Here is a 20,557-nt window from a genome sequence, read left to right on the forward strand (position 1 = left end):
ACCATGCCCCTGCTCGCCCTAGGACTGAACCACCAGACCGCCCCGCTCGCCCTGCGCGAACGGGTGGCGCTCGACGCCGGCCAACTGCCGGCGGCGCTGGACGGGCTGGGCGCGGTTCCGGGCGTCGAGGAAGCCGCACTGCTCTCGACCTGCAACCGCACCGAGATCTACGCCCAGGTCGCCGACGGCCGGGAAGCCGCGGTCGCCGAATGGCTGGCCCGCCACCACGGCCTGGCGCCCGAGACGCTGTCGGCCTACCTGTACCAGCACACCGGCGAAGATGCGGTGCGGCACCTGTTCCGGGTCGCCACCGGCCTGGATTCGCTGGTGCTGGGCGAACCGCAGATCCTGGGCCAGGTGAAGGAAGCCTGGCAGGCCGCGCGCAGCCAGCAGCGCCTGCGCACGCCGCTGGACCGCCTGTTCCAGCAGAGTTTTTCGGTCGCCAAGCGCGTGCGCACCGACACCCGCATCGGCGCGCATCCGGTTTCGGTGGCCTATGCCGCGGTGCGGCTGGCGCGCCAGGTGTTCAGCGAACTCGACCGCGCCACCGTGCTGCTGGTCGGCGCCGGCGACACCATCGAACTGGCCGCGCGCCACCTGGTGGACGCGAAGGCCAAGCGCCTGCTGGTCGCCAACCGCACGCTCGAACATGCCCAGGCCCTGGCCAGCCGCCACGGCGGCTACGCGCTGCCGCTGTCGGAACTCGAGCGTCACCTGCCCGAAGCCGACATCGTCATCACCGCCACTGCCAGCCGCGAACCGATCCTGCGCCGGGCCGCGGTGCAGGCGGCGCTGAAGGCGCGCAAGCACCGGCCGATGTTCCTGCTCGATCTCGCCGTGCCGCGCGACATCGAGGCCAGCGTGTCCGAGCTGGCCGACGTCTACCTCTACACCGTCGACGACCTCGAGCAGGTGATCGAGGAGAACCGCGCCTCGCGCCGCGAAGCGGCCGAGCAGGCACAGGCGATCATCGACCTGCAGGTCGAGCACTTCATGGCCTGGTGGCGCGCCCAGGGCCGGCAGGATGCGCTGAAGGTGCTGCGCAGCCGCGGCGAAGCCGCGCGCGAGGACGCCCTGGCCCGCGCCCGCGAGCAGCTCGCCGCCGGCAAGGCGCCCGACGAGGTGCTGGCCCTGCTCGCCCACCAGCTCACCAACAAGCTGCTGCACGCGCCCAGCAGCGCACTGCGCCAAGCCGCGCTCGACGGCGACCTGGACCTGCTGCGCGCCGCCGAACGCCTCTACGACGACCGCGATGACACCCAGCCTGCGCCGTAAACTCGAAGTCCTGGCCGAACGCCACGAGGAAGTCGGCCGCCTGCTGGCCGATCCGGCCGTGCTCGCCGACAACACGAAGTTCCGCGCGCTGTCGAAGGAATACGCCCAGCTCGAGCCGGTCGCCGCCGGCCTGGCCGCCTGGTCGCAGGCGCAGCGCGACCTGCAGGCCGCCGAGGCGATGCGCACCGACCCCGAGCTGCGCGAACTGGCTGAAGAGGAAATTCCCGCCGCCCAGCAGCGCCTGGCCGCGCTCGACGGCGCCCTGGCCCTGCTGCTGGTGCCCAAGGACCCGCGCGACGAGGCCAACCTGTTCCTGGAAGTGCGCGCCGGCACCGGCGGCGACGAAGCCGCGATCTTCGCCGGCGACCTGTTCCGCATGTACGCACGTTATGCCGAACGCAAGCGCTGGAGCGTCGAGATCGTCTCGGCCAGCGAGGGCGAACACGGTGGCTACAAGGAGATCGTCGCCCGGATCGAGGGCCGCGGCGCGTATTCGAGGCTCAAGTTCGAATCCGGCACCCACCGCGTGCAGCGCGTACCCGCCACCGAATCGCAGGGCCGCATCCACACCTCGGCGGCGACCGTGGCCATCCTTCCCGAGCTCGACGACATCGACGAGATCGAGATCCGCGACGCCGACCTCAAGGTCGACACCTTCCGCGCCTCCGGCGCCGGCGGCCAGCACGTCAACAAGACCGATTCGGCGATCCGCATCACCCACCTGCCCTCCGGTCTGGTGGTGGAATGCCAGGACGAACGCAGCCAGCACAAGAACCGCGCCCGCGCGCTGTCCCTGCTCAAGGCCAAGCTGCTCGACGAGGAGCGCGCCAAGCAGGCCGCGACCCAGGCCGCCTCGCGCCGCCTGCAGGTCGGCAGCGGCGACCGCAGCCAGCGCATCCGCACCTACAACTTCCCGCAGGGCCGCATCACCGACCACCGCGTCGACGGCTTGACCCTGTACGCGCTGCCGCAGGTCCTCGACGGCGACCTGGATGATCTGGTCGAACGCCTCACCCGCGAACACCAGGCCGACGAACTGAAGCTGCTGACGGAGGCCGCATGAGCGCCGGAAAACAATTCGTGCCGCTGGCCCTGTGCGTGCTGACCGTGTCCGACACCCGCACCACGGCCGACGACAGCTCGGGCGACTACCTGGTCGCCGCGCTGCAGGCCGAGGGCCACCGCCTGCACGAACGCGCCATCGTGCGCGACGACAAGTACGCCCTGCGCGCCCTCGTCTCGCGCTGGATCGCCGACGAGGCCGTGCACGGCATCCTGGTCACCGGCGGCACCGGCTTCACCGGCCGCGATTCGACGCCGGAAGCGCTGATGCCGCTGCTGGACAAGGAAATGCCCGGCTTCGGGGAAATGTTCCGCGTGCTCAGCTTCGACGAGATCGGCACCAGCACCCTGCAGTCGCGCGCCTTCGCCGGCCTCGCCAACGCCACCTTCCTGTTCGCCCTGCCCGGTTCGACCTCGGCCTGCCGCACCGGCTGGGAAAAGCTCATCCGTGCCCAGCTCGACGCCCGCACCACGCCCTGCAACCTCGCCAACCTGCGGCCGCGCCTGCGCGAAAGCTGATCCGCGTTTCGCGTTTGCTCGTTCGGACGCGGGATCGATCCGGTGACAGGGACGTCGCCGATGAGCCTCCATGGACGGATTCACGGCGTGTCCGGGAAAGGCCCCTCGATTGACGGCTTTGCCTGGACAGGCGGACCGGCGTTTCGATGTGCCGAAACGACCCGGATGTGGCAGGGTAAGCACAGCCCACCGGGGGAGTTCAGGCATGGCCAAGCTCAAGCGCAAGGACTACGAGGAAGAGCTGGAAAAACTCCAGGTCGAACTGAACGTCATGGCGCGCTGGCTCCAGCACACCGGCAAGCGCATCGTCGTCTTGTTCGAAGGCCGCGACACCGCCGGCAAGGGCGGCGCCATCAGCGCCATCGCCGACTGCCTCAGCCCGCGCCAGTGCCACGTCATCGCGCTGTCGAAGCCGACTGAACGCGAAGCCGGGCAGTGGTACTTCCAGCGCTACGTGCCGCACCTGCCCTCGGCCGGCGAAATAAGCCTGTTCGATCGCAGCTGGTACAACCGCGCCGGCGTCGAGAAGGTGATGGGTTTCGCCACCGCGGCCCAGGTCGCGGCCTTCCTGAAGCAGGCGCCGGTGTTCGAACGCCAGCTGGTGGACGACGGCATCCTGCTGTTCAAGTACTGGCTGGCGGTGGACCAGGACAAGCAGGAAGAGCGCTTCGCGGAGCGCCTGCTCGACCCGGTCAAACGCTGGAAACTCTCGCCCATCGACGTCAAGGCGCGCGAGAAGTACGCCGACTACGGCCGCGCCCGCGACGCCATGTTCAGGGCCACCCACCACCGCTGGGCGCCCTGGCACGTGGTCGACTTCAACGACCAGAAGCGCGGCCGCCTGAACCTGATCCGGCACCTGCTCGACCAGCTGCCCGACTGCGCCGTGCCCGAACCGCAGATCCAGTTCCCGCCGCTCAAGGGCAAACCCGGCAAGGAGCGCTACGCCGGGCCGGTGAAACCCATCAAGGGCCGCTACTGAACCTGCGGCCCGAAGCGGCGCGCTGACTCAGCGCTCGCCACGCGCCACGCCCGGCACCGAGGCCACGGCGCGGTTGGCCACCGTGACCCGCTGGCCGACCTGCAGCCGCTCGCCGCCGCGCACCACCAGGCGATCGCCGGCCATCACTTCACCCTGCACCTCGACCAGCTCGCCTCGGCTGGCGCCTGTCTGCACCGAGATCCGCTGGGTGCGATCGTCGGCGCCGACCTTGACCACGAAGGCGCCCTCCTTGCGCAGCAGCAGCGCGTCGCGCGGCACCGCCACCGCGGCGCGCGGCGCGGCGCTGGGCAGGGCCACCTGCACCGCGGCGCCGATCGGCCAGTCGCCGGCCGGCAGTGCAACGCGCACCTCGAGCTGGCGCGAGGCCTGGTCGCCCAGCGGCACCACGCTGCGCAGGCGCGCCTGCACCAGGCGGTCGTCCCAGCGCACCGACACCGGCAGGCCGGCCTTGAGCTGCGCGGCCAGCGCCACCGGCGCGCGTGCGCTCACCTCCAGCGAACCGGTGTTGACCAGGCGCAGAACCGGCGCGCCGACGCCGACGAATTCGCCGGCCTGCACGAAGCGCTCGGCCACCACGCCGTCGAAGGGCGCGTGCACCACGGCGTAGTCGCGCTGCTGGCGGGTCTGGGCGAGCGTGACCTTGGCGCGGGCCAGGTCCTGCTCGAGCACCTGGCGCTCGGAGCGCGTCAGGTCGAGCTGGGTGGCGGCGATGGTGTTCTGCCGGGCCAGTTCGATGTAGCGCTGCTCCTGCTTGCGCGCGTAGTCGAGCTGGGCCTCGATGCGGCGCACGTTGGCGACGTCGTCCTGCTCCTTCAGGCGCAGCATGCTGTCGTCGAGGCGGGCGATCACGGCGCCGCGCTTGAGCTCGGTGCCGACCTCGGCGACCTGCACCACGCGGCCCGCGAGTTCGGAGGCCACGCGCGAATCCTCGCGGCTCACCACGCCACCCGGCGACCACAGCACCGGCGCGAACTGGGCGCGCTCGGCCAGCGCGGTCTGCACCGGCGCCGGCGGCGGGCCGTCGGGCGCCGCGGCATCCTGCGCCTGCACCAGGCCGGCGGCAACCACGAGGGCGAGCATCGAGAGCGACGTGCGAAGTTTCATGGGGGTACTCCTCAGGCCGCGGCCGGCAGGGCCGGGCGCGGGCGACGCAGGGACAGGGGTTTGAGTTCGGCCGACAGGCGCAGCAGCGCCGGCATCAGCACCAGGGTGAAGACCAGGGACAGGCCGACGCCGCCGACGGTGACCGCGGCCAGGCCGCGGTAGATCACGCTGCCGGGACCGGGATTGAGCGCCATCGGCAGCGCGCCGACCACGCCGGTGAGCGCGCCGATCAGGATCGGCCGCAGGCGCTGCGCCAGGGCCTGCGCGACCGCGTCGTGGATACCCAGGCCCTCGGATTCGGCCACGCGCGTCTGCGCGACCAGCAGGATGGCGTTGTTGATGACCATGCCCAGCAGCATGATGAAGCCGATCATCGACAGCAGGTCCAGCGACTGCGTGGTGAACAGCCCCAGCGCACGCAGGCCCAGCACGCCGCCGAACACCGCCATCGGCAGCGCCAGCATCACGAACAGGCTGTCGCGCAGCGAGCGGAACATCGCCGCCATCAGCATGAACAGCACGCCGAGAGCGAGACCGAAGTTGCCGGCCATCGTCGAGATCACCGCGTCCAGGCGGTCGGCGCTGCCGGACACGCGCACGCCGCCGCCTTCCGGCAGCCACTCGCGCAGCTGCGGCACCACGTCGCCCTCGACCTTGGCCAGCGCTTCCTCCAGCGACATCGTCACCGGTGGGTCCACGGTCAGGGTCACGGTGCGGCGGCGGTCGACGCGACGCAGCTGGTTCGGGCTCAGCGTCACCTCGACATTGGCCAGGTCGCCCAGCGGCACCACGCCGGCCAGCGGCGTGACGACGGCGGTGCTCACCAGCGCGTCGGGCGCCACCGGTTCCGGCGTGCCCAGGATGATCGGCATGCGCCGGTCGCCGTCGAAATGTTCGCCCAGCCACATGCCCTCGCCCACCGCGCGGATCACCGTGCCGAGCTCGCTGCGGTTCCAGCCGGCCTCGGCCAGCCGGCGGTCGTTGGCCAGGATGCGCAGCTCCGGGCTGACCGCGTCGGCTTCCGGGAAGGCCTGCACGTTGGCGCCCGGGAAGTGCTTCTGCAGCAGCTCGCGACCCTGCCCGGCGACCCGCGCCAGCGCCTCGGTGTCGCCGCTCTGCAGGTGGATCTGGATCGCCCGCGCCGAGCCGCCGAAGCCGCCGAACAGGTCGCCTTCGGTGGCGAAGGCGCGGGTATCGGGGAAACCGACCACCACCTCGTCGCGCACGATGCGCTCGAGCTCGCCGATGCGCGACTCGTCCTCGACGCGTGCGCCGATGGTGCCGCCGCCCGGCCACAGCAGCAGGTACCAGTTCTTGAGCTTCGGCTCCTTCTCGCCGGCCATGTAGGGCGCCATGCGCTCGCGGATCACCTCGCCCATCTCGGCGTCCACCACCGCCGGCGTCATGCCGGGAGGGAAGCTGAAGAAGGCGTCGATGGCGGCGCGCTTGACCGGCGGCAGGTAGTCCAGGCGCGGCACCAGCAGCCAGGCGCCGAGCGCCGGCAGCAGCACCAGGCCCAGTATCCAGCCGACCTGCTTGCGGCGCGTGTCGGTCCAGCGCATCAATAGCGCCGTGGCGCGCGGATAGGCCGACTCGTTCAGCGAGGCCAGCTTCTTGCCCTTGAGCCAGCCGCCGGCCGCCGCCGGCAGCACGGTGATGGCGACCAGCAGCGAGATCGCGACCGCGATCGAGATCGTCAGCGCCAGGTCGGAGAACAGCTGGCCCTCGACGTCCTCGATGAACAGCACCGGCAGGAACACCGCGATGGTGGTCAGCGTGGACGCCAACAGGGCGCCGCCGACCTGGTGGGTGCCGATGCGCGCCGCCTCCTCCGGCAGTTTCCCGCCCTCGCGCAGCCGCACGATGTTCTCGGCCACCACCACCGCCGCGTCCATCACCATGCCCACGGCGAAGGCCAGGCCCGCCAGCGAGATCACGTTGAGGCTGCGGCCGCTGAGGTCGAGCACGATGAAGGTGGCCAGCAGCGAGATCGGGATCGCGCTGGCGATCAGCAGGGTGGCGCGGGCATCGCGCAGGAACCACCACAGGCAGCCCACCGCCAGCAGCACGCCGGCGCCGAGATTGCCCGACAACAGGTTGATCGCACGGTTGATGAACAGCGAGGCGTCGAAGCTCTGCTCTATGCCCAGGCCGCGCTCGGCCAGCACGGTGCCCCGCAGCTCGGCGACCACCTGTTTGACCTCGGTCAGCGTCGCCAGCACGTTGGCGCCGCTCTCGCGCACCACGCGCAGGCCGATCGCCGGGTTGCCGTTCTGGTAGCTGAAGAAGCGTTGCTCCGGACGCTTGAGGCTGACCGTGGCGACATCGCCCAGGCGCACCGGCTGGCCGTCGCGCCAGGCGAGGATCAGGTTGCCCAGGTCTTCCGGCGCGTAGCGGCCGGCGAAACGCAGTACGTACTGGCGGCGGCCGTCCTCGACGGCGCCGCCGGACACGTCGTTGGCGCGCGCGGCGAGCGCGGCCACTTCCGGGATGGTGACGCCCAGGGCCGCGGCGCGCGCCAGGTCCAGGTCGATGCGCAGTTCTTCCTGCGGCCCGCCGTTGACTTCGACGCCGGCCACGCCAGGCACCGCCTCGATGCGCGGCACCACCTGTTCTTCGATGAAGCGCCGGTAGTCGCCGATGTCGCCTTCGGTGCCCGGCAGCAGCTGCACGAAGAAGAAGCTCAGCGAGGTGTTGGAATCCTGTGCGCCCAGTTCCACCACCGGCGGGCTGGCATCGCGCGGCAGCGGCGGCACGCGGTTCAGGCGGCCCAGCACTTCCACCAGCATGGCGCGCATGTCGGTGCCGACGGCAAAGGTCAGGTTGATGAAGGAACCACCGGCGTTGGCGTTGCCGTCCATCTGTTCCAGGCCCGGGATGCCCTGCAGCACGGCTTCCTGCGGCTCCAGAAGTTCGGACTCGACTTCCTGGGGGGAGGCGGCGCGCCAGCCGGTCTGGATCGACAGTTGGGGGCGTTCGATGTCGGGGAAGAGCTGAAGCGGCAATCCGCGCAAACTCGCCAGTCCGAACAGGCACACGAGGGCGACCACGACGGCGACCGCGGCGGGATTCTTGAGGGAGGCGTCGGTCAGTCTCATGGCGGCATCCTTGTGGATGCGGCGACAGTGGACTTGGTTGCATCCGCGCGCCCATGACTTTCGTCACGAGTCGCGCCGGGACGTTTTCCCTCCGCGCCCAACCGTTGCGCTTGCGCCGTTGCGCAAGTAGATCAAGTGCTCGGGGGCGGTTGAACCGGCGTGCGCCGTCCCGCACACAGAGGTACCCCTGCCCGCTCAGTCGGCGCGGCGTCCTGCCCACCGATTCGCGGCCGCTACGGCATCCTGCCTTCGCTTCAGGGGTACCTCTGTATGCAGGCCGTCGCCACGAAACGCCGAGGCGAGCCGTTGGGACAAGCGCGTGCCCTCAGAAGGCACGGGGGCTCGCAGATTGGTCGGGATCAGCTTCAAGGGCGGATCCTGGCGAGCTGAAAATCGACGGCGGCGACGCCGAAGGCGTAGTAAATGCCAGCTTCACCGATCGACATTCCGGCCCGGATGGTCCGCAGGCCGTCGTGCGTGAGGGCTCTTTCCGGGGCTTCGAAAACATGGACGTTTTCGAAGAGCCTCCATGGATGGATTCACGGCGTCCCCGGAAAGAGCCCTCACGTACGGCGGACCATCGCCGAGAACGGTCCCGGCGCCGGAAAGAGAATCTCTGCGGGCAACCGCTCTATTTGCGCAGCAAGCCTACTTCAGCAGCTCCAGCCGGTCGCGATACGAGCGCGAGAGCTTGATCTCGTGGCCGCAGTCCAGCGCCAGGAACTGCTCACCGTTGAGGTGCGGGCGCAGCGACACCACCCGCTTCGCGTTGACCAGCGTCGAACGGTGCACCCGCGGGAACGAGCGCGGGTCCAGGCGGGATTCCAGGTCGCGCATCGTCGCCCGCAGCACGAAGGTCTCGCCGTCGGTGTGGATGCACATGTAGTCGCCAGCGGCGTCCACCCAGCGCACGGTCGCCAGGTCCACCCGCACCGTGCGCTGGCCGTCGCGGATCGACAGCCGGTCGCCGGGGCCGAGCTTGCGTTCGCCGGCGCCCTGCAGCGCCTCTTCCAGCGTCAGCGAGGGTTTGCCGCTCAGGTCACCGAGCAGGCGCAGCAGCTGCTCGCAGTGCTTGCCGGAGTCGCGCTTGTCCAGCTCTTCGCGCACCCGGAACAGCGCCTGGTGCAGGCGGCTGTCGTCCACCGGCTTGAGCAGGTAGTCGACCGCGCTGGCCTCGAAGGCGCGGATGGCGTAGTGGTCGTAGGCGGTGCAGAACACCGTCAGCGGCAGCTGCGGCGCCGGGATCGCGCGCAGCGTGGCGAAGCCGTCCAGGCCGGGCATCTGCACGTCCAGGAACATCAGGTCGGGCGCGAATTCGGATACCGCCTTCATCGCCGAGGCGCCGTCGCCGCACTGGGCGACGATCTGGATGTCGGGCTGTTCGGCCAGGCGCAGCTCCAGGCCGCGGCGCGCCAGCGGTTCGTCGTCGACGATCAGGGTGCGGATCGTGCGGCTCATTCGCGCGGCGCTCCGCCCGATTCGTAGGGGATCGACAGCGTCACCTGCACGCCGCTCTCGCGGCCGTTGCGCACGTCCACCGACTGTTCCGTGCCATAGAGCACCTTCAGTCGCTCGCGGGTGTTCTTCAGGCCGACGCCGCAGCCCTGGTCATTGGCCTTGTCGAAATCGGGGCAACCGGGCCCGTTGTCGACCACGCTCAGCACCAGGCGGCCGTCGCGGCGTTCGGCACCGATCACCAACCGACCGCCCTCGACCTGCTTGGCGATCGCGTACTTGATCGCGTTCTCGACCAGCGGCTGCAGCAGCATGCTCGGCAGCAGCGCCGAATAACATTCCGGGGCGATGCGCGTCTCCACCTGCAGGCGCTCGGCGAAGCGGATCTTCTCGATGCCCAGGTACAGGTTAAGCGCGTCCAGCTCCTGCTTCAGCGTCACCCGCTGCATCGGGTCGCTGTCGAGCGAGTGGCGCAGGAAGGCGCTCAGGCCCTGCACCATCTGGTTGGCGGTGCCGTTGTCGCGGTCGAGCACCAGGGTCGAAATGGCGTTGAGGGTGTTGAACAGGAAATGCGGGTTGAGCTGGTAGCGCAGCATCTTCAGCTGCGCCTGGTGCGCCATGGCGGTGGCGGCCAGGGCCTGGCGGGTCTGCTGCTGCAGCTGCCGGTAGTACTTCAGGCCGATGTAGAGGCCGACCCAGCTCAGCACCACGTAAAGGTGCCCGGTGGCATAGCCGAAATAGCCCAGCGTGGTCGCGGGCCGGCACTCGTTGCCGCACCAGTCGAACAGCAGCTGGCTGAAGACCAGGCCCATCAGCAGGGTCGTCACGGCCACGCAGCCGACCGCGATGGCGACGAAAGGTCGCGGCGGCAGGCCCCAGGCGCGCTGCAGCACCAGGCGCACGCCGAAGGTGAGGATGAAGCCGGTCAGGGCGGCGCCGAAGGACAGCCGCCAGTAGTCCAGCGGCTTGCCGTGCGCGATCGCCGACAGGTAGCTGAGGCTGCCGTAGCCCAGCCAGCCGCCGGTCTGCAGCCACCAGAACAGGCGGCGGGTGCGGGAATCGTCTTGGGTGCTCAGCACGGGGCGGGTCCGGAAATCGTTCCCGCCATGCTAACCCCGGCGCGGCCCGGGCCAGAACGGCCTGGCGCGGCCCGGCCACGCTTCATCGCGCCGGGACGCCAGACCGGGTCAGCCCGCGGGCGGCGGCGTGAGAGCAGCTTCGGTGATCGCCGCGGCCAGCTCCTGCGAGGTCACCGGGCCCAGGAACTTCTTCGCGACCTGGCCGTTGGGTGCGATCAGGTAGGTCATCGGCAGGCCGCGCGGGGTTTCGAAGTCGGCCGGCGGGCTGTAGACGTCGAGCAGGGCGATCGGATAACCGGCCGGATGTTTGGCCAGGAACTCGCGCATGGCCGCCGGCTCGATCTCTTCGTAGGCCAGGCCGATCACCTGCACATCCTCGCGGGCGGCGTCGAAGGCGCTGAAGTCCGGGATCTCCTTCAGGCAGGGCTTGCACCAGGTGGCCCAGAAGTTCACCACCACCCAGCTGCCGCGTTTTTCCGCCAGGTCGAAGCGGCCGTGGTCGAGCGTCTCCACCACCAGGGTCGGGTGGGTGGGCGATTCGGCGGGCGCGGCCGGTGCCGCCGGCGCGGGGGCCGCGGCGCTGTCGTCGGCGGCAGGAGGTTCGGCGGCAGGCTGGCAGGCGGCGAGCGCGAGAGCCAGCGCCAGCAGGGCCGGCAGGCGGAAGAGGATGTTCATACGGCGGGATTGTCCTGGTTCGAGGTGAAGAAGCTGCCGACGCTGCGCGCCATCGGCGCCTCCAGCGGCTGGCGCAGGTGTTCCAGCGCGCGCGCGGCGTCGCGGCCCAGCGGGTCGTCGAAGCCCGGCAGGCTCTTGTCGGTGCAGGGAATGCGCAGGCCCAGGCCTTCGTGCAGCTCGCCCAGGCTCACCGTCGCCAGATCGCGCGCCAGCAGCCAGCCGCCGTCTTCGGCGCGGCGCACGATGTTGAGCGCGGTCAGGCCCGAGAGCATGCGCTGCAGCAGGTCGTCGGTGAGCATGGGCTCGAGCGCCTGCATGTCGGCGAGGTGCAGGCCCTGCCCTTCGCGGCGCGCGGCGTTGAGCCGGCCCAGCAGGCGCAGGTAGCCGTACAGCTCCATGCCCGGGGGCAGCTGCAGCGCGCGCGGCTGGTAGCGGAACGACGACAGCGAGGCGGCGAAGGAGGCGCCCAGCAGCACCACGACCCAGCTCAGGTACAGCCACAGCATGAAGATCGGCACCACCGCCAGCGCGCCGTAGAGCTGCTCGTACGACGGCACGCCGAGCAGGTAGGCCGCGAATCCGCGCTTGGCCAGCTCGAACAGCACCGTGGCGAACAGGCCGCCCGCCAGCGCGAACCGGAACGGGATCGAGCGGTGCGGGATCAGCCAGTAGGCGCAGCTGAAGATCAGCAGCTCGACCACGTTGGGCAGGAAGCTCAGCAGGCGCTGGCTCCAGTCCAGCTGCTCCACGCCCGACAGCGCCGGCAGCGAGAACAGGTAGGACGTGGTCGCCAGGCTGGCCACGGCCGCCAGCGTGCCCAGGGTCAGCAGCGTCCAGTACATCAGGAAGCGCACCAGCCGCGGCCGCGGCGTCGGCACGCGCCACACGCGGTTGAAGGTGCTCTCGATGCTCCACATCGTCACCAGCAGCGACACCAGCAGCGCGCTGACGCCGGGCAGCGTGAGGTTGCTGGTGCTCTGGGCAAACTCGCGCAGCTTCGCCTCCACCACCTCCGCCGAGCTGGGCACGAAGTTGGAGAACACGAAATCGCTCAGCTGCTCGCTCCAGACGTTGAACACCGGGAATGCCGACAGGATGCCGAACACCACCATGCTCAGCGGCACCAGCGCGAACAGAGTGGTGTAGGCCAGCGCGCCCGCGGTCTCGAAGCAGCGGTCGTCCAGGAAGCGCGTCCACAGGAACTGCGAGAAGGACTGCACCCGCTCGCGGTCGATGCGGTCCCACCAGCGACGAAGGGTCTCGGTCAGGTTCATGGGCGAAGGGTAATACAAAGCCCCCGCCCGCCCCCATCATTCCAGCGGAGCCGGTCCGGCCGCCAGGCTGGCCGCGCCCAGGTCGAAGCTCTGCGATCCGCCGCTGGCCAGGTCGATGAAGACCAGCCAGGGCGACGGCGCCGGCGACGTTCCGTCGGGACGGGCGGGAGGCCGCACCGCATCGCCCACCAGCACCAGATCGCCGGCGCCGGCCAGCAGGTGCCGCAGCCGTGCGATCGGCAGATTGTCCGCCGACCACAGCACGCGGCCGTCGCCGCTTTCGATGCGGCTCAGCGAAATCCGCCCGCCCTGCGCATCCGGCGCACGCTGCAGGACCACGACGCTGTCGGGATCGGCCGGCGCGACCGTCGCGCCGCGCTGCGCCAGCATCAGCAGCCCGGCCCGGTGCCGCGGCACCGGCTCGCCCAGCGGACGGAGATCCGAATAGCGCTCCTGCCGGCCGAAATCGCTGGCGATATCGCGCACGCGCGCGCTCCAGAGTGTGTAGTCGTGGTCGTCGCCGACGAAGCCCAGGGCATCGGGACGCCAGCGGCCGCCGTCGGGGCCGGTCAGCTTCGCGTGGTCGGCGCCGGTCAGCACGCCGATCCAGCGATCGCCCATGCGCAGGCCGCGCGCCTGCAGGTCGCGCACGTCGTAGACCTCGTCGCCTCGCACCGGCTCGCCGCGGCGCGACGAAACCGGCAGCAGGCGGCCGTCGGCAGCCGCCACCAGCGCGGGTTCGCGCAGCGCCAGCCAGACGCTGTCGCCGTGGCCCAGCAGCACGTCGCCGGCCGATGTCATCACGTCCGGCGTGTTGTTCTTGAACCGGCGGCGCCACAGCGGTACCGGATTGCCGGGCTCGAAGGCCCACAGGTCGATATTGATCACCTGCTCTGACGTGATGCCGCCGAAGCCGCGGCGGCCGGTGCCGCTGTAGTGGTACCAGTGCACGCCGTACTGCTGGCTCAGCACCAGGATGCGTTCGCCCGCGGCGGTCTGCAGCCGCAGCGGTTTGCCCAGCAGGCCGGCCGGCTGCAGTTCGTCGGGCGGCAGCGGCTTCCGGTTCAGATGGAACACCACCGGCAGTCCGACCACGAACAGCGCAATCAGCAGACCCGCGGCGACTTCCCAGGTTTTCCATCCGGTTTTTTTCGCCGGCGCGGTCATCGTGCCGCGTCCTTCGCGAGGCTGGCCTTGGCCAGGTCGAAATCGGTGCGCCGGCCGTCGGCGAGCGCGATCGCGCTCAACACGGTGCCACCGAGCTGTTCGTAATCGGTGCCCGGCACCCGACCGCCGTCACGCGTGCCGGCGACCAGCAGCGAACGCGCGCCCGCCGACACGCCGATCAGGCGCGCCTGCGGCAGCTCGGCGCGCCAGAGCCGGCGGCCGTCGTCGCCGTCGATGCGGTCGATCTGCCAGGCCGATGCACCGCGATGCAGCACATAGGCGCCGTCGGGCGACGACGCCGTGACGGCCGCGTCCCGTGCCGGCTCGCGCAGCCAGCCGGCCTGGCGGAAGCGTTCGGCCGGCGCCAGCCGCCGGGTGTCGGCGAACCGGTGGCGCGCGCCGTCGAAGCCGGAGGGCGGCAGCGCCGCGCCGATGCGCGCCTGCCACAGCCCGTAGTCTTCCTGCGCCATCGCGGCCCGGTCCGGCCAGCGCAGCGCGCGCTCGGGATCACGCTCGAGACGTTCCGCCTCCTCGTCGGTGACCAGGCCCAGCCAGCGCTCGGCCACGCGCACGCTGCCGGACTGGTAGCGCCAGACCGTGTGTTCGGCCTCGGCCGGCCGGTGCACGGGGCCGGCCTCCGGAAACTCAGCGGTGCGCGGCGCGCCGTCGGAGGCATTCAGCACCTGCGGCCCGAGCGGCGGCGGGGCCTGCGCGGGAATGCCTTCGGGCATGGCGCCCGCTTCGCCGGCCTGCCACCACACGTGCACGCCGTCGCTGCCAAGCAGCCGCGGCGGCGTTTCGCTCGGGGCCGTCGGCCGCGCCTCGCGCAGTACGCGGCGCCACAGCACCTGCAGGGTATCGGCGTCCAGCGCCCACAGCTCCCAGCGGTGCACCGAATAGTGCACCGCCCCATCCACCATCAATCGCGAGCTCGGGCGGCTGCGCTTTTCCCAGCGCCGCAGGTGCTGGTCGGTCAGAACGAACACGCGGTCGCCCTGCACGCCCGGCACGCGCAGCGGCGTGCCGACGATTTGTGCCGGATCCGGCTCGTCGGGCGGCGCCGGCTGGTCGGCCCGCAGCATCACCCAACCGCCCGCCGCGATCACGGCGACGAAAAACGCCAGCGCGGCCCAGCCGGCGGAACCCTTGCCCTGCCCCGCTTCCGCTGCCGTCATCACGCGCTCCTCCGTCGCCGTCCAAGGGCCAACGCGCCGGCGCCGGGCGCCAGGCCAGGGTCGGGCGGCTTATCATGGCGCATGGCCGACATCCTGATCCTCTATTACAGCCGCGGCGGCTCCGTCGCCCAGCTCGCCCGCCAGATCGCCCGCGGGGTCGAGGAAGTGCCCGGCATGCAGGCGCGCCTGCGCACCGTGCCGCCGGTGGCCCCGGTGACCGAGACTGCGGCGCCACCGGTGCCCGAGGACGGCGCGCCCTACGTCAGCAAGGCCGACCTGGCGCAATGCGCCGGCCTGGCCCTGGGCAGCCCGACCCGCTTCGGCAACATGGCCGCGCCCCTGAAGCATTTCATCGACACGCTCGGGGCCGAATGGGCCTCCGGCACCCTGGTCGGCAAACCGGCGGCCGCGTTCACGTCCACCGCGACCCTGCACGGCGGCCAGGAATCGACCCTGCTCACGATGCTGGTGCCGCTGATGCACCACGGCATGGTCCTGGTGGGCATTCCCTTCACGGAAGCCGCGCTCAACACCACGCGCAGCGGCGGAACGCCCTACGGCGCCAGCCACGTCGCCGGCGTGCAGGACGACCCGGCGCCGAGCGACGACGAGAAGCAGCTCGCCCGCGCCCTGGGCCGGCGCCTGGCCGACGTGGCGCGGAAGCTGCAGGCATGAGCCCCGCCGCCCGCCTCGCCGGTGCCGCCATCCTCGCGCTGTTCGCGCTGCAGCTGGCCTGGCACGGCTGGCTGGCGCCGCCGGCACGCAGCGCGCCCTGGGCGATGGCGCTTTTCTTCGCGCTGCCGATCCTGCCGGCCTTCGTGCTGCTGTTGCTGCGGCACCGCCGCGCCGGATTCTGGGGCGCGCTGGCGGCCCTGCTCTATTTCAGCCATGGCGTGATGGCCGCCTGGGTTTCGCCCGAGGTGCGCGCCCTGGCGCTGGCCCAGGTGGCGCTGTCGGCGCTGCTGGTGGTGGCCGCCAGCTGGGATGGCGTGCGCGCCCGCTTCGCCCGCCGGCGCGCCGCGCCGCCGGCCGTATAATTCCGGCGTCAAGGAGGAAGACCCATGGATGAGCTGTTGATCGTCACCACCGGCGGCACCATCGACAAGGTGTATTTCGACGACAAGTCGGACTACCAGGTCGGCGACCCGCAGATCGGCCGCATCCTGCAGGAGCTCGGCGTCGCCTTCCGCTTCACGGTGATCCCGATCATCCGCAAGGACAGCCTGCACATCACCGCCGAGGACCGCGAGCTGCTGCGCGCGACCATTGCCGCCCAACCGGCGAAAAACGTGCTCGTCACCCACGGCACCGACACCATGGTGGACACCGCGAAGGTGCTGGCAACGATCGCCGGCAAGACCATCGTGCTCACCGGCGCGCTCAATCCGGCGCGCTTCCGCGGCTCGGACGCCGAGTTCAACATCGGCACCGCGGTCGGCGCGGTGCAGTCGCTTCCGGCCGGCGTCTACATCGCGATGAACGGCCGCATCTGGGATCCGCTGAAGGTCCGCAAGAACGTCGCCGCGAACCGCTTCGAAGCCGCCGGCTGACGGCGTCGGCGGTCACGGCTGGCCCCGGATCTCCGGCGGAACCGAAGCAAAAAAAAGACCCCGGCCTAGGCCGGGGTCTCGTTTTGCACGGTATCAACCGCAGTGGATCAGAACGTGATCGACCAGCTGTTGATGTAGCCGACGTCGCCACCGGCGTTGTCGTTGACGCGCAGGCGCCAGGTACCGTTGAGCACCTCGCTCGACAGGTTGCGGCTGAACGTGCCGGTCACGTTGTCGGCGCTGCCGCCGCTGCGGTTGTGGATGTTGTAGAGCGTGCCGTCCGGAGCCACCAGGTCCACCTTCAGGTCGCCCTTGTAGGTGTGGCGGATGTCGACGGTGATCGACGACGTGGCCGAGGCGTTGCCGCTGCGGCCGGAGACCGTGATCGGGCTGTCCACCGTGGCGTTGTCGCTGATGGTGTAGTCCGCGGTGTTGCTGTAGGTCTGCGTGCCGCCACCGCCGCCGGCGGTGTAGTTGCCCACCAGGCTGACGCCGGAGAAGGCCGAGTAGCCCTTCACGCGGACGTAGTAGGTGCCGGCCGACGGGGCCGCGATGGTGCAGGTCTCGTTGTTGCCGCCGAGGTAGGGACGGCAGACGTACGAGGTGTCGGTCGGGTTGGCGCCGAACTGCACGTACAGGTCGGCGTCACCGGTGCCACCGGACATGGTGAAGGTCAGGTTGGTGGAACCGGCCGGCACGGCCAGGGTGTAGTACAGCGAGGCACCGGTCGCGCCGGACAGGCCGGTCACCGGCACGCCCTTGGTCAGCGCGTTGCCGCCGGTGGTGGCGACGGTGACGGCCTTGGTGACCGTGTTGGTCGCGCCGTCGTCGTCGGTCACCGTCAGGCTGACGTTGTACGTGCCGGCCGCCGAGTAGGTCTTGCTCGGGTTGGTCGCGGTGGACGTGGTGCCGTCGCCGAAGTTCCAGCTGCGCGACGCGATGGTGCCGTCGCTGTCGGTGGCGGTGCTGGTGAAGGTCGCGGTCAGGCCGCTGGTCGTGAACGTGAAGTTCGAGACCGGCGCGACGTTGCCACCACCGCCGCCGGCGGCGTCGACAAGCGCCTTGGCATTGATGATGCCCGCGCCGCAGCCGCCCGAGCAGGCGCCCGACAGCGGATACGCGGTGGCCTTGAGCTGCGCTTCCATCTGGGCCGGGGTGTACAGCGCCTGGCCGGTGGCGAGGCGACGGCTCTGGGCCAGCGCGACCGCGCCGGCGACGTGCGGCGAGGCCATCGAGGTGCCGTTGTAGGAGGCGTAGTTCTCGGTGGTCGGGCCGGCGGTGCCGGCATTGAGGGTCGAGAGGATGTTCGAACCCGGGGCCGAGACGTCGATCAGGGTGCCGTAGTTCGAGAAGCTCGAACGGGCGCTGGCCGAGGTCACCGAAGCGACGTTCACCACGTTGTTGCAGCTCGCGGGCGAGAAGCCGGAGGCATTGGCGTTGCTGTTGCCCGCCGCGACCACGACCGTGACGCCGCGGCTGACCGCGCCGTTGATGGCGTTCTGGGTCAGCGTGTCGCAGGAGCCGCTGCCGCCCAGGGACATGTTGATCACGTCGGCCGCGTTGGCCGCCGACAGGGTCGGCACGCCCGAGACGGTGCCGCCCGAGGACCAGGTGATCGCGTCGGCGATGTCGGAGGTATAGCCGCCGCCCTTGCCGAGCACGCGGACCGGCATCACCTTGGCGCCCCACGCGGTACCGGCGACGCCCTTGGCGTTGTTGGTGACCGCGGCGACGGTGCCGGCGACGTGGGTGCCGTGCCAGCTGGACGGATAACCGCCCTCGGCGTCGCCCGGATCGCTGGCGTCGGCGTCGCGGCCGTTGCCGTCGGCGGCGACCGCCGGATCGTTGATGAAGTCGTAGCCGGCGACGACGTTGGCGTTGAGGTCGCTGTGGTTGGTGATGCCGGTGTCGAGCACGGCGACGATGATGCCGCTGCCGTTGGCGACGTCCCAGGCCTGGTCGGCGCGGATGCCGGCGTCGGCGTCGGTGTAGCCCCACTGCTGGCTGAAGCTGGTGTCGTTGGGCACCAGGGTGTGCTTCATCAGGCGGTCGATCTGCACGAACTCGACGTTCGGGTTCGCGGCGATCTGGTTCATCAGCATCTGCGCTTCGGCGCGACCCAGCTTCTGCGAGGTGGCGAAGACATCGGCTCCCAGGGACATGCGGCGCAGGTGGCGGGTCGCGAGCGGCTTGGCGCCGCGCGCGGAGCCACCGGCCTGCAGGCGGGCGCCCTGGATCATCTGGTTGGCGCCGACGGACGCGGCGTCCAGCGCGCGCTGGAGCGCCGCGGGGTTCGCAGCCTCCGGGGTGCCGGCGCGGTACTTGACGATGAAGCGGTCGAACTGGGTGCCGGACTCGATGGCGCTCAGGTCCACGCGCGGCGCCTGGTCAGGACCGGAGGCGGCGTAACCGGCCTGGGCGGCCAGCGCGAGGGTGGTGGCCGCAACGAGACCACGCAGGCGAAGCTTGCGAGTGTTCTTGCTCACGATGTAGGTATCCCCGAAAAATGATGGCAACGAGGCCGCGGCGCGGCCGTGTTTGCATCCATGCCCCGGGTCCCCTGGGCAAAAGCTCCTCCGCGCAGGCCGTCGATGGCCTTTGGTTTTCGTAGCGGAGAGTTTCCGACCACCCGGACGTGTGACGCAGATCACATCTGCATGACACCCGGCCGACGCTAGCGTGACGAAAGTCACAGGTCAAGCCGCGTTGCGTCAGTTTTATTTCGGTAACCGGTGCCAACCGGTTCAGGTTCGTTAGCGCTGGGCTACAGACTTCGCAGGAAAGTCAGGAGGGCTTGCCGATCCTCGCGGGCCAGGCGGCGGAAGGCCTGCTGCGATCGCGCCGCTTCGCCGCCGTGCCAGAGCACTGCTTCCTCGAGCGAACGCGCGCGGCCGTCGTGCAGGTAGAAGCTGTGGCCGTTGGTGACCGGCACCAGGCCCAGGCCCCACAGCGGCGCGGTGCGCCATTCGCGGCCGTCGGCGAGGAAATCGCCGCGGCCGTCGGCCAGGCCGGGGCCCATGTCGTGCAGCAGCAGATCGGTGTAGGGCATGAAGCTCTGCCCGGCCAGCTGCCTGGGCAGCGCGTCCGGCGCCGTGCGCTGCACCGGCGTGTGGCAGCCGGTGCAGCCGACCTGCGCGAACAGCGTTTCGCCGCGGGCCTCTGTTTCGGGCGCGACGCGGCGGCGGTCGGGCACGGCCAGGACCTGCAGGTAGAACACCAGCTTGTCCAGGTGCGCGTCGCGCAGGTCGGTGCCGTCGCCACGTACCGCCGCAGCGCAGGCGAGCTGCGGCGTCGCGCAGTTTTCGCCGGGGAAGATGCGGCTGCTCAGGCCCATGTCGCCGTGCGCGGCGCCGGCGGACTGCGCCAGCACGGTCGCGGCGTTCGCCTTCCAGCCGAAACGGCCGAGTTCGGTGCGGCCGGTGGCCGGATTCCAGACGCGGTTGGCGCGGCCGGAAATGCCGTCGCCGTCGGCATCGCCGGGATCGGCGCGTGCGACCAGGTCGGCTTCGGGAATCGCCTCGAGCAGGCCCATGCCGGGCACGCCCGGCGCGACCCGCGGCGAGCTCAGGCTGCGCCGCCCCAGCGGGCCGAAGGCCAGGTCCTCGAACACCAGCCGCGGCGCACGCAGCGAATAGCGCTCGCCGTCGGGATAGCGGCCGGCGCGCTCGCGCCATTCGATGCGCGCACGGCCCTCGGCCGGCACGCCGGGGATGGCGCGGTCGTTGAGCTGGTCGCCGTAGGCCGGATGCGGCTTCGGGCCGCCATGGCCGTCGGTGCCCGGCACGCTCAGGCGCACCAGCATCGACAGCATCTCGTCTTCGCCGTCCACCGGCGGCCGGCCGCGGCCGTCGCGCAGGTGGCAGCCGGAACAGGACACGCGGTTGAACACCGGGCCCAGGCCGTCGAAGGCGTCCACCGACGCCGGCGCCACCGCCCAGTTGGTGTTGAAAACCCGGTTGCCGAAATTGAAGTCGCGCAGCTCGCGTGGCGTCAGGCCCGGCGCGGGCCGGGTGAAAGCGTCGCGGTTGTCGAGCGCCCGCGTCAGCGCGCCGCCGGGCGTGGCGACGGGCACGGCGGCCAGCAGCGTGCCCGCCATCAGCAGCCCGAAGGCCGCGATCACC

17 protein-coding genes are annotated in these 20,557 nt (G+C 70.8%); 7 read left to right on the forward strand and 10 right to left on the reverse strand.

All coding sequences use genetic code 11. The annotated features are described in order from the left end of the window. Positions 1-3: 3 nt before the first annotated feature. The 4 genes from hemA to ppk2 all read left to right on the forward strand — a co-directional run bounded on the left by hemA (position 4) and on the right by ppk2 (position 3,838). On the forward strand, positions 4-1,275 hold the full coding sequence (gene hemA, locus E1B00_RS09145) for a glutamyl-tRNA reductase (protein ID WP_139447998.1): 1,272 nt from the start codon (positions 4-6) through the stop codon (positions 1,273-1,275). Next, positions 1,253-2,338 carry a peptide chain release factor 1 gene (gene prfA / locus E1B00_RS09150; RefSeq protein ID WP_139448000.1) on the forward strand — a complete coding sequence of 362 codons (1,086 nt, stop codon included), beginning with the start codon at positions 1,253-1,255 and terminating at the stop codon, positions 2,336-2,338. The genes hemA and prfA overlap by 23 nt, the downstream gene beginning before the upstream one ends. Then, complete coding sequence (gene moaB, locus E1B00_RS09155) at positions 2,335-2,856, forward strand: molybdenum cofactor biosynthesis protein B (RefSeq protein ID WP_139448002.1); 522 nt, start codon at positions 2,335-2,337, stop codon at positions 2,854-2,856. Before prfA ends, moaB begins: the two co-directional genes overlap by 4 nt. Positions 2,857-3,061: 205 nt before the next feature. Beyond that, positions 3,062-3,838 carry a polyphosphate kinase 2 gene (gene ppk2, locus E1B00_RS09160; protein ID WP_139448004.1) on the forward strand — a complete coding sequence of 259 codons (777 nt, stop codon included), beginning with the start codon at positions 3,062-3,064 and terminating at the stop codon, positions 3,836-3,838. 27 nt (positions 3,839-3,865) lie between these two features. Here ppk2 and E1B00_RS09165 read toward each other — a convergent pair whose 3' ends face one another. From E1B00_RS09165 to E1B00_RS09200, 8 genes are all read right to left on the reverse strand, one after another. Continuing rightward, a complete protein-coding gene (locus tag E1B00_RS09165) occupies positions 3,866-4,963 on the reverse strand; it encodes an efflux RND transporter periplasmic adaptor subunit (RefSeq protein ID WP_139448006.1) in 1,098 nt (365 codons plus the stop codon). Between the two features lie 11 nt (positions 4,964-4,974). After that, a complete protein-coding gene (locus E1B00_RS09170; RefSeq protein WP_139448008.1) occupies positions 4,975-8,061 on the reverse strand; it encodes an efflux RND transporter permease subunit in 3,087 nt (1,028 codons plus the stop codon). 648 nt (positions 8,062-8,709) lie between these two features. Beyond that, complete coding sequence (locus E1B00_RS09175; protein WP_139448010.1) at positions 8,710-9,519, reverse strand: LytR/AlgR family response regulator transcription factor; 810 nt, start codon at positions 9,517-9,519, stop codon at positions 8,710-8,712. Continuing rightward, entirely contained in the window at positions 9,516-10,595 is a 1,080-nt protein-coding gene (locus E1B00_RS09180; RefSeq protein ID WP_139448012.1) for a sensor histidine kinase, read from the reverse strand. Before E1B00_RS09180 ends, E1B00_RS09175 begins: the two co-directional genes overlap by 4 nt. A 108-nt stretch (positions 10,596-10,703) precedes the next feature. Continuing rightward, positions 10,704-11,270, reverse strand: a complete 567-nt coding sequence (locus E1B00_RS09185) for a TlpA family protein disulfide reductase (RefSeq protein ID WP_139448014.1) — start codon at positions 11,268-11,270, stop codon at positions 10,704-10,706. Continuing rightward, the gene (locus tag E1B00_RS09190) at positions 11,267-12,544 is read right to left on the reverse strand and encodes a YihY family inner membrane protein (RefSeq protein ID WP_139448016.1); all 1,278 of its coding nucleotides are present in this window, start codon (positions 12,542-12,544) and stop codon (positions 11,267-11,269) included. Before E1B00_RS09190 ends, E1B00_RS09185 begins: the two co-directional genes overlap by 4 nt. 36 nt (positions 12,545-12,580) lie before the next feature. Next, complete coding sequence (locus E1B00_RS09195) at positions 12,581-13,711, reverse strand: hypothetical protein (protein ID WP_139448018.1); 1,131 nt, start codon at positions 13,709-13,711, stop codon at positions 12,581-12,583. Continuing rightward, a complete protein-coding gene (locus E1B00_RS09200; RefSeq protein ID WP_139448020.1) occupies positions 13,708-14,886 on the reverse strand; it encodes a PQQ-binding-like beta-propeller repeat protein in 1,179 nt (392 codons plus the stop codon). The genes E1B00_RS09195 and E1B00_RS09200 overlap by 4 nt, the downstream gene beginning before the upstream one ends. A gap of 81 nt (positions 14,887-14,967) precedes the next feature. On the opposite strand from E1B00_RS09200, the gene wrbA reads away from it, so the two are divergent. From wrbA to E1B00_RS09215, 3 genes are read left to right on the forward strand one after another with little or no spacing between them, the layout of a single operon-like run. Continuing rightward, the gene (wrbA, locus tag E1B00_RS09205) at positions 14,968-15,561 is read left to right on the forward strand and encodes an NAD(P)H:quinone oxidoreductase (RefSeq protein WP_139448023.1); all 594 of its coding nucleotides are present in this window, start codon (positions 14,968-14,970) and stop codon (positions 15,559-15,561) included. Further along, complete coding sequence (locus tag E1B00_RS09210) at positions 15,558-15,923, forward strand: DUF2069 domain-containing protein (protein WP_139448025.1); 366 nt, start codon at positions 15,558-15,560, stop codon at positions 15,921-15,923. Before wrbA ends, E1B00_RS09210 begins: the two co-directional genes overlap by 4 nt. Before the next feature lie 24 nt (positions 15,924-15,947). Then, entirely contained in the window at positions 15,948-16,436 is a 489-nt protein-coding gene (locus tag E1B00_RS09215) for an asparaginase domain-containing protein (RefSeq protein WP_139448027.1), read from the forward strand. 107 nt (positions 16,437-16,543) lie between these two features. On the opposite strand, the gene E1B00_RS09220 is transcribed toward E1B00_RS09215, so the two are convergent. Continuing rightward, positions 16,544-18,922, reverse strand: a complete 2,379-nt coding sequence (locus E1B00_RS09220; protein ID WP_220396264.1) for a S8 family serine peptidase — start codon at positions 18,920-18,922, stop codon at positions 16,544-16,546. 278 nt (positions 18,923-19,200) lie between these two features. Further along, complete coding sequence (locus E1B00_RS09225; protein WP_220396265.1) at positions 19,201-20,556, reverse strand: di-heme oxidoreductase family protein; 1,356 nt, start codon at positions 20,554-20,556, stop codon at positions 19,201-19,203. Position 20,557 lies beyond the last annotated feature (1 nt).

Origin of the sequence: Arenimonas terrae (assembly GCF_006265115.1) — a bacterium.
Lineage (GTDB): Bacteria > Pseudomonadota > Gammaproteobacteria > Xanthomonadales > Xanthomonadaceae > Arenimonas > Arenimonas terrae.

Coding starts and splice junctions, on each gene's coding strand:
- hemA (WP_139447998.1), top strand. CDS start 4: ATGCCCCTGCTCGCCCTAGGACTGAACCACCAGACCGCCCCGCTCGCC.
- prfA (WP_139448000.1), top strand. CDS start 1,253: ATGACACCCAGCCTGCGCCGTAAACTCGAAGTCCTGGCCGAACGCCAC.
- moaB (WP_139448002.1), top strand. CDS start 2,335: ATGAGCGCCGGAAAACAATTCGTGCCGCTGGCCCTGTGCGTGCTGACC.
- ppk2 (WP_139448004.1), top strand. CDS start 3,062: ATGGCCAAGCTCAAGCGCAAGGACTACGAGGAAGAGCTGGAAAAACTC.
- E1B00_RS09165 (WP_139448006.1), bottom strand. CDS start 4,963: ATGAAACTTCGCACGTCGCTCTCGATGCTCGCCCTCGTGGTTGCCGCC.
- E1B00_RS09170 (WP_139448008.1), bottom strand. CDS start 8,061: ATGAGACTGACCGACGCCTCCCTCAAGAATCCCGCCGCGGTCGCCGTC.
- E1B00_RS09175 (WP_139448010.1), bottom strand. CDS start 9,519: ATGAGCCGCACGATCCGCACCCTGATCGTCGACGACGAACCGCTGGCG.
- E1B00_RS09185 (WP_139448014.1), bottom strand. CDS start 11,270: ATGAACATCCTCTTCCGCCTGCCGGCCCTGCTGGCGCTGGCTCTCGCG.
- E1B00_RS09190 (WP_139448016.1), bottom strand. CDS start 12,544: ATGAACCTGACCGAGACCCTTCGTCGCTGGTGGGACCGCATCGACCGC.
- E1B00_RS09195 (WP_139448018.1), bottom strand. CDS start 13,711: ATGACCGCGCCGGCGAAAAAAACCGGATGGAAAACCTGGGAAGTCGCC.
- E1B00_RS09200 (WP_139448020.1), bottom strand. CDS start 14,886: ATGACGGCAGCGGAAGCGGGGCAGGGCAAGGGTTCCGCCGGCTGGGCC.
- wrbA (WP_139448023.1), top strand. CDS start 14,968: ATGGCCGACATCCTGATCCTCTATTACAGCCGCGGCGGCTCCGTCGCC.
- E1B00_RS09210 (WP_139448025.1), top strand. CDS start 15,558: ATGAGCCCCGCCGCCCGCCTCGCCGGTGCCGCCATCCTCGCGCTGTTC.
- E1B00_RS09215 (WP_139448027.1), top strand. CDS start 15,948: ATGGATGAGCTGTTGATCGTCACCACCGGCGGCACCATCGACAAGGTG.